This is a genomic window from Acrocarpospora catenulata, from assembly GCF_018476525.1.
Taxonomy (GTDB): Bacteria; Actinomycetota; Actinomycetes; order Streptosporangiales; family Streptosporangiaceae; genus Acrocarpospora; species Acrocarpospora catenulata.
On the sequence record NZ_JAHCST010000121.1, the window covers coordinates 1 to 7,268 of the forward strand.

At 65.8% G+C, this 7,268-nt stretch carries 8 protein-coding genes; 2 read left to right on the forward strand and 6 right to left on the reverse strand.

Going from position 1 to position 7,268, the window contains the following annotated elements; genetic code table 11:
• Positions 1-419: 419 nt before the first annotated feature.
• The 6 genes from KIP79_RS45670 to KIP79_RS45695 all read right to left on the reverse strand — a co-directional run bounded on the left by KIP79_RS45670 (position 420) and on the right by KIP79_RS45695 (position 4,475).
• Complete coding sequence (locus KIP79_RS45670) at positions 420-941, reverse strand: winged helix-turn-helix domain-containing protein (protein WP_214111340.1); 522 nt, start codon at positions 939-941, stop codon at positions 420-422.
• Positions 942-1,124: 183 nt separating this feature from the next.
• Positions 1,125-1,478 (reverse strand): hypothetical protein, encoded by a 354-nt coding sequence (locus KIP79_RS45675; RefSeq protein ID WP_214111341.1) that lies wholly within the window; start codon positions 1,476-1,478, stop codon positions 1,125-1,127.
• 168 nt (positions 1,479-1,646) lie between these two features.
• Positions 1,647-2,486, reverse strand: coding sequence for an HAD family hydrolase (locus KIP79_RS45680; protein ID WP_214111342.1), 840 nt, complete (start codon positions 2,484-2,486; stop codon positions 1,647-1,649).
• On the reverse strand, positions 2,474-3,157 hold the full coding sequence (locus tag KIP79_RS45685) for an NYN domain-containing protein (RefSeq protein ID WP_214111343.1): 684 nt from the start codon (positions 3,155-3,157) through the stop codon (positions 2,474-2,476). The genes KIP79_RS45680 and KIP79_RS45685 overlap by 13 nt, the downstream gene beginning before the upstream one ends.
• A 488-nt stretch (positions 3,158-3,645) precedes the next feature.
• Positions 3,646-3,987 (reverse strand): hypothetical protein, encoded by a 342-nt coding sequence (locus tag KIP79_RS45690; protein ID WP_214111344.1) that lies wholly within the window; start codon positions 3,985-3,987, stop codon positions 3,646-3,648.
• The gene (locus KIP79_RS45695) at positions 3,984-4,475 is read right to left on the reverse strand and encodes an ATP-binding protein (RefSeq protein WP_214111345.1); all 492 of its coding nucleotides are present in this window, start codon (positions 4,473-4,475) and stop codon (positions 3,984-3,986) included. The genes KIP79_RS45690 and KIP79_RS45695 overlap by 4 nt, the downstream gene beginning before the upstream one ends.
• 436 nt (positions 4,476-4,911) lie before the next feature.
• Between KIP79_RS45695 and KIP79_RS45700 the strand changes: the two genes are divergently transcribed.
• On the forward strand, positions 4,912-5,994 hold the full coding sequence (locus KIP79_RS45700; protein WP_250214947.1) for a helix-turn-helix domain-containing protein: 1,083 nt from the start codon (positions 4,912-4,914) through the stop codon (positions 5,992-5,994).
• An 11-nt stretch (positions 5,995-6,005) separates the two neighbouring features.
• Positions 6,006-6,581 carry an HD domain-containing protein gene (locus KIP79_RS45705; RefSeq protein WP_214111346.1) on the forward strand — a complete coding sequence of 192 codons (576 nt, stop codon included), beginning with the start codon at positions 6,006-6,008 and terminating at the stop codon, positions 6,579-6,581.
• Positions 6,582-7,268: the final 687 nt, after the last annotated feature.

Here is a 7,268-nt window from a genome sequence, read left to right on the forward strand (position 1 = left end):
ACGGGTTGAGAGCAATCTCGATACCGCGCCTCATGCCGACTCAACGGCCGCCCGCTACGCGGGCGGCGAGGGCCAACCCGGCCGCCCTCCCCGCCGGGCGTGCGGCCTCCGGCCGGTCCCGGCGGGAGCGGCCAGGCCCCCGCCCCTGGTAGAGGGACCATGATCATTAAGAAGGGCGCCGCGGAACCAATCAAGATCGACATGTGCGGGCCGCGATGCGCCGGCCGAACTCCCTCACGGTCGCCCTCCGGGTGCCTACGGCATTCCGCCGGCCCATCGCTCTCACCCGGATCAGCCCCGTACCACCACGCACCGGTACCCAGCGCCCCTAACGCCGCCCAAGTTCGTCGGCACGGCCCTGTCTTGCTCTGACCGGCCTCCACGCTGCAACCCCAAGTCCCCGCCCATGGTCGGACCGCTCAGCCCGGTTGCTCAGGCCAACTGTCCTGTGGAGCCACGAAGGTCCCCTGATAGGGAATGGTGATCACCCACCCCGCCTCACGCAGCAAGGCAATCGAATGCCGGATCGTGGCCTTGGCCACGCCATGCCTCGCCATCAGCTTCGCTTCCCCGGGAATCGGACCCTCCGGCGCGATTTCCCCCGCACGGATCTCCTTCACGATCGTGTCGGCGATCTGCACATACATCGGGCGCAGATGATCCGCCTTCGGCGTTCCCTCGGGGCCGACGAAAGAGCCTTCACCGGGCACGGTATGGGAAAGCCCCCGCTCGCGTAACTCCTGATGCACCCGCCGAGCGGTCATCTGCACCACCCCGAACTGCTGCACCACTTCGCTTTCGCTCGGAACCCGATCACCTGGCCGCAGATCACCATCAACGATCCGCCTCGCGATGATGTCGGCGATCTGCAAATACACCGCCTCACTGCCCGTACGGCGGATCAGCCCGCCCTGCCCTGACCGGTCAGAGCCGTCGTTCATCGTCTCCACACCTTCGCCTCTATCCCGACTCGTTCCGGCCCGCGCCAACCTCCCCCAGACCAGACCTCCACCCGCCGCCAGCAGATCAGCCCGACATCGGCCCGCCCAAACATCCGAAAGGGCGGGTTCGCCCCACGAAACGAACCCGCCCCGACCACCTACGGCCCTGCCGACGACACCCGCTCAGTCCGCGCGAGCGGCCATCCCCGCGACCTGACGCGCCTGACGCGCCTCCAGGCTTTCGCGTACCTCAGCCCCTCGCGCTGCCGAGGTACGCCACAGGCCCCGCACGATGAACGCCAACCGCGTGCCGCCCTCAGCAGCTCCAATCAGAAGCCACTGCACCAGATGAAAGGCCAGAATCGGCCAGCCAACGGCGTATTCGACGATGGCCCGTACCTGCCGCCATCCGCGTATCGGACGGCCCGAGTACCGGACCATCACGCGGTCGTAGACGGCCGGACGCACCAGCCGCAGCAGCGCCAGCCCGACCACGACCGCCAAAGCGGCCTGTAAGTACACGTAGACGAACGCCAACTCGACTCCTTTCCTTGCCTAGAAGGGAAGCCCGGCCCCGAACCCGGACTCACAACGCCAGCAGCACCCAGCACCAGGCCCGGCCCGCTGGACGACTACGACCCCGTTTCCGTGACGGAGAAGAGGAGCAGCCCCCCACAGCCGCTCAACCCACCCCCACGTTCCAGATCAGCCCGCCCGCCGCCCGCTCGACCGGCCATCGTGGGGACCACGAATCTCCACGCCCAGCTCCACCAGCCAGCGCCGCAGCACTATCGCGCTATGACCCGTCTCCCGAGCCAGCGTCTCCAGCGACGCCCCCTCATCCCGGTACCTGGTCACCAGATAATCCGGCTTCACCTCCGTCTGGCTCAGAGCCAGCGCAGGAGAGCCCACATTGCGGCGCACCATCCCCGCAGGAATCCACTGCCGAACCAGGGTTGGCCGAGTCACCCCCTCGGCTTCGGCCAGACTCTCCAGGGACGCCCCCGCCTCATACCGCTCGACCAGGGTTTGCCGCACCAGATCGGCACGCTCCCAGATCAGCATGCTCAACCGGCTCACATGAGGCAGCACCAGCGCCCCACGCGGGATCACCTCATCCGGCCCCAGCCCATGCGGCCGGATCAACGCCGCATGCAGGCCATGCCGACGCGGCGCGTCAAAGTCGTGCAACAGGTGATCACCGATGAACAGGATCTTCCGGGGGGACACGCCCGCCGCCGCCTTCACCATCCGGTACATCTCGCGGTCGGGCTTGCCGATCCCCAGTTGCCGACTCTGCAACACCACCGAGAACAGCTCTTCGACCCCGGCCGCCCGCAGCGCGATCCTCCGGTCCTGGCCCGGCCTGGTGTTGGACACCAGCAGCAGCCGCACCCCCGCCGCATGCCACGCCTTCAACGCCACCGCCGCAGCCGGATCAACCGGCCGCATCCCCAGCTCAGGATCAACCGCCGCGCCGGGCGTGGTCAGCGTCCCCGCGTAGTCGGCCGCGATACACAGCACCCGCACCGCTACCAGCCCCATTCATACGGCTCGTAGGGCTCCACCCGCTCGACCTCAGCGAACTTCAGACCAGGGGGGACCCGTTCCGACCCGGTCCACCGAACCGGCTGGCCCAGCCTCATCCCCTCAGGCAGCAGCCCAGGCCGCACATACCAGCCGTAACCGGACTGATCGGTGACCCAGCACTGTTCCCCCACACCCCGCCAGCTGTTGATCGTCCCGTACCGCCAGCCGTCCGCGTCGGGGCCGATACGAGGCACACCCGTCGCCGGGCGCGTGAACGGATAGACGAGCCGATATTCCGGCCGCATCCCGCCCGCCAGCAGATGCCGCCACCCAGGGGCGTAACACGCGGCCCGTCTCAGATCCGAGGAGACCGACATCCGGTCCACCTCGCCCGTCTGGTCCACGTACGGCTCATGGATATGGGGGATCAGCACCTTGAACCCGCCACGCTTGAGGTCTTCCACCAGCGGCACGAAATCCCGGTCACCGGTGATCACGGCCACCACATCCAGCTTCGCCGCCCACGCCCGCGTCAGGGTCACCTTGGTCAGCAGCTCATCGGCCCCGACCTCACCCGCCGAGGTCATCAGCGCGTCATGCCGGGTAAGGCCCGCCTTCTCCAACTGGCGATCCCACTCCAGCCCCGACCACCGGCCCGTGAAGTCGGCGGGGGGACGCCCCAGCACATAGTGAGATTCCGCCACCTGCACACGGCCGACCGGCTTGTCATACACCCGAGCCAGATACCAGCGGATCACATCCGTGGTCCCGCGAAAGGACGGCGTCACATCCCACTCGGTATGGTCCCCGAAGTACTTCCACAGGTGACTGAACCACCCCCCATCCCAGAAGATCCCCAGCCGTAACGCCTTTGGAGCACGGTGGCGACGCTGCACCCGGCCCACTGCCGACACCCCTTCCCCTCACCCATGACCCTTGACCGCACTGACCGTCTTGCCGAACAACCACCCCCGGCCGAACAGCCGGGACACCACCGCGCGGCGGAACGGGGAACCAGGTTCGCAACCCCAGCTCAACCCGCCCCGCCACACCACCCCCGGCAGGCCCGCACCCCGCGCCAGAAAAGGACGAAAGAACGCGGAATGGCTCACCATCGGGGGAGGAGTCGACCCGACCCCGAGAGAGCAACGGCCCAGCCGAAGGAGCCTCACCCCTACCCGCCCGGCTCCATCCCGGGACCGGCAGGACTCCGGTAACCGCAGATCATCCCCGCCGCATCCGCAGCAACCCGAAACGGCAGCAGACGCGGCAACTCCGTCTTGAACAGCGAGACCTGAAACGTCCGCGCCCGCCGAGCGACGGTCACCCGAGCAACCTCCGCGCCCGCCGAGTCGAACACCATCAGGGCAGGGCACGAGACCCCGTCGCCATCCAGGCCCGCAGTCCCGGGGAAGTAGGCCGCGCTCATACCCCGCTCGGTCACCAGGCTTTCCAGCGACCTCAACAGGTCCTCATCGCTCTCGACCGCAGGCCCGACGTGATGCCCCCCGCTCACGAGCCCGCCCCGATCCTGGCGTAAACGACCTTCCCGCCACTTGCCGGACGCCGGTAACCCCACTCCTCCGACACCGCATCGACCAGCACGAGCCCCCGCCCGCCGATAGTGTCCCCCGTCGGCTCGACCAGCCGGGGAGGCTGACGGGAAGGGTCCCAGACCTCAATCACCGCCCCGTCCGCAACGCGGTAGATGGCAACCCCCACCATCCCCATCAGCGGCTCTCCGGTCTCAGGGTCGATGACCCGCATACCGTCGTCGATCTCGTCGCTTTCGTCATCGACCGCGTGCGTGACCTTGAGCCCATGTTTGACCTTGAGATCGTCGAGGGTGGCCCGAATGCCGTTGGTGACCAGCTCAGTCACGATCAGCTCAGCGGAGTCGATCAGGTCACACCGTGCCCACTCCATGAGCTTGCCCCGCACCTGTTCCCGAGCCAGCCCAACCGAGACAGGGTGAGTGACCAGATGCTGATAAGGCCGCTGCATCACTACCGTCCGCGCCGCATGATCCGGCCTACGGTGAGCGCCACCGAGCGCATCAACCCGCCCGTCATCGCCCGCACCAGAGCGTTCCCCTGGTAACCGATCTTCTTGCTGACTCTTGAGCCTTCGACGGCTCGGATTACCCCTAAACTCCTGCATCAGGTCGCACCTCCATTGCGGCCTAGGACCCGTTCCCGGTGTTCGAGCACCATGTGGGGACGGGTCCGTTTCCTTTACGGCCTAGATCTGGTACTCCGGCGGCAAGGACCGAAACATCGCGCACTATCCGGAGCCTTGTTACGCTGAGTTCCTCGTACTTCCTCATGCGTACGCTATGAGCGTGTCTTGCCTGATAGAACTGACTGACAGTCCGAGTACGCGGCGGTGACAGCCCCCAATGCCTCAACGACGACCCTCAACACTGACCACCGGTCGGGGTTTGGCCGAGCGTGGCCGTGAAGGGCGCATTTCCGGCTACGTCTTCAAGCTCATGCGCGAATCCACCGCGCTCACTCAGGAGCAGCTAGCCGAACGTTTGAACATGGACGTTACGACGGTCCAGGGTTGGGAATCCGGCCGTCGGCCACTCATGGCCGTTCCCGTGGGCAGCTATCTCGCCTTGAAGCACACACTTCTGGGACTTCCCGTCGCTCCACGGCTGCTTTCCCAGTTGGATCTAGCGATGGAAGCGGATCGTTTCCTCGGCTACATCCTCAGCACCGACCGAGCAGAGCCCACGGGTCACCCACTGGCCTCATGGGTGATCACACGCTCCTTTACTGACCTGCTGGCCTGGCCTTTCACCAAGCAGACTCCCGCAGTCCTGACCCAAGTCATCTCCCCGAGAGCCCGACGAGGTCCGGTTCCTTCAGGCCCTACACTTACCGCCGACGAGACTCATCATGTCTTCACTCATCTGAAAGTCATCACCGAACTCGCCGACGTTACCCAAGTGGACGGCATGCTTCTCCGCAGGCAGGCTCACTACGTATCGGGATTCGACGACTCCAGTGAGACCGCCGACTGGCTTGCCGTCATGCAACGCACCGAAGAACGCCGTATTCGGCACACTGCCGAATGGACACCCGAATGGGCCGTTGTTCGGTCAGGCGCTCATACCCTCGCACGCTTCGGTGACCGTGATGCCTTGGCCCACTTCATCCGAGGAAGTATCGGCAGCGATCAATGCGAAGTCGCGAACCTCAATTACTGGGCGTACTGGTTAGGGGAACTGGCCGAACCCCAGATAGCCGACACCTTCATGATCGAACCGCACACATGGCACGGCACCCGCCTACTTGATCACCTGATCGCCAAGCTTGACGCCGCGAATCCCTACATCGACGTGGTTGCCCATACCCTCTGGTCTCTGCTCACATCCAGACCTGCCCTTCTCCCCCACGCCGTGGATCAACTGACGCCCCCGCTCACCCGTACGCTCGACAGCGATGGGATCTCTGATCAATCCCGCCGAGAGTTACAGGAAGTGTTCTACGCTCTCCGCATGTCCCAGCGTCGATAGAAGGGCAGTTCATGGCGGATGAACTCTCGCGGCTTACCGGCCTCCTCTACGAGATTGGCCTGCTCAAGCGCTACAAGCGGACCGGATGGCTGGTCGCCGGAGTAAAGGACCCGGAGAGCGTCGCGGAACACTCCTTCCGCACAGCCATCATCGCAAGCGTGATCGCCGCCATGGAGGGCGCGAACCCCGAGCGCACAGCCTTTATGAGCCTTTTCCACGACACGCAGGAGACCCGAACCACCGACATCCCCTACGTGGGCAAGCGCTACCTCAAGGCTGCACCGAACCAGGAGGTGACGGCCCACCAGGTGGCTGGTCTCCCCAGCAGCGTGGCCACGATCATCACAGATGCCGTGGGAGAGTACGAGGAGCGCACCAGCCTGGAGAGCCGTTGCGCTCGCGACGCCGACAAGCTGGAATGCCTCATTCAGGCGCTTGAGTATCGCGAGCAGGGCCATAGCAATGTTCAGCCCTGGATCGACAGCTCACTCGCCGCACTCCACACGCCGAGCGCCAAGCGGCTCGCAGAGGAAGCGCTCAAGACTCGATCCCTGGACTGGATGACCCAGGTCCTCAGCGACGACTGACCGCGCATCTCAGGAAATCAAGAACGGGGGCTCCTGCGTCCAGGATGGGGGGAGCCCGCGAATGGGTGCGGGTCGCGTGGTGGCGTGGCTGGGGAGCCGTGGTGTCACCCCGTCCGCCATCACCTCTACGCGCAGCAAAGCAGACCAGGGGCGACCGGTCCAGGTCGTTCCTCCAGTGGGGGGCTCCACCTGGACCGGCCACCCCTGGCCCGCTCAGCCACACTCCGGGCGATAGCGGACGGGATGACACCCCGGGAAGGGAGGAAGTGTGAGGAGGGGGACACGTCCCGCCGCAGCGCAGAGCAAGCACCGGCAGACAGCACGGGCCAAGGCGTAGCAAGCTTACGCCCCGCGATCCGGACCGCCAGGCCATCAGGCCAGGTGAGACGCCATGCCAAGCAACCACGACACGGGAACACACTGGCCCGTGTGTGGCCCGCGACTGGTAAGCAGAAGCTGGTATCAGTTGGCGACAGTGGGACACCTCCAACGCCGCTGAAAGACATATCCCCAGGTCAGAGCCTACTTTGAGGCGTTGACCTGGGGGTTTCTGGCGGACCCCCGATGGCTTATCTCCATGGGTGGGTGGGAGAGCCACGGCAACCAGACTTTCGCGCTCGGAACGGCCACCATCCACCCCGGCGGAGCCGGGCCCCCGACCGGAGGTCGAACAAGGGTGGGTGGGTG

Bases quoted from the DNA above. Each gene is read 5' to 3' on its own strand.
- KIP79_RS45670 (WP_214111340.1), bottom strand. From the start codon at position 941: ATGAACGACGGCTCTGACCGGTCAGGGCAGGGCGGGCTGATCCGCCGT.
- KIP79_RS45680 (WP_214111342.1), bottom strand. From the start codon at position 2,486: ATGGGGCTGGTAGCGGTGCGGGTGCTGTGTATCGCGGCCGACTACGCG.
- KIP79_RS45695 (WP_214111345.1), bottom strand. From the start codon at position 4,475: ATGCAGCGGCCTTATCAGCATCTGGTCACTCACCCTGTCTCGGTTGGG.
- KIP79_RS45705 (WP_214111346.1), top strand. From the start codon at position 6,006: ATGGCGGATGAACTCTCGCGGCTTACCGGCCTCCTCTACGAGATTGGC.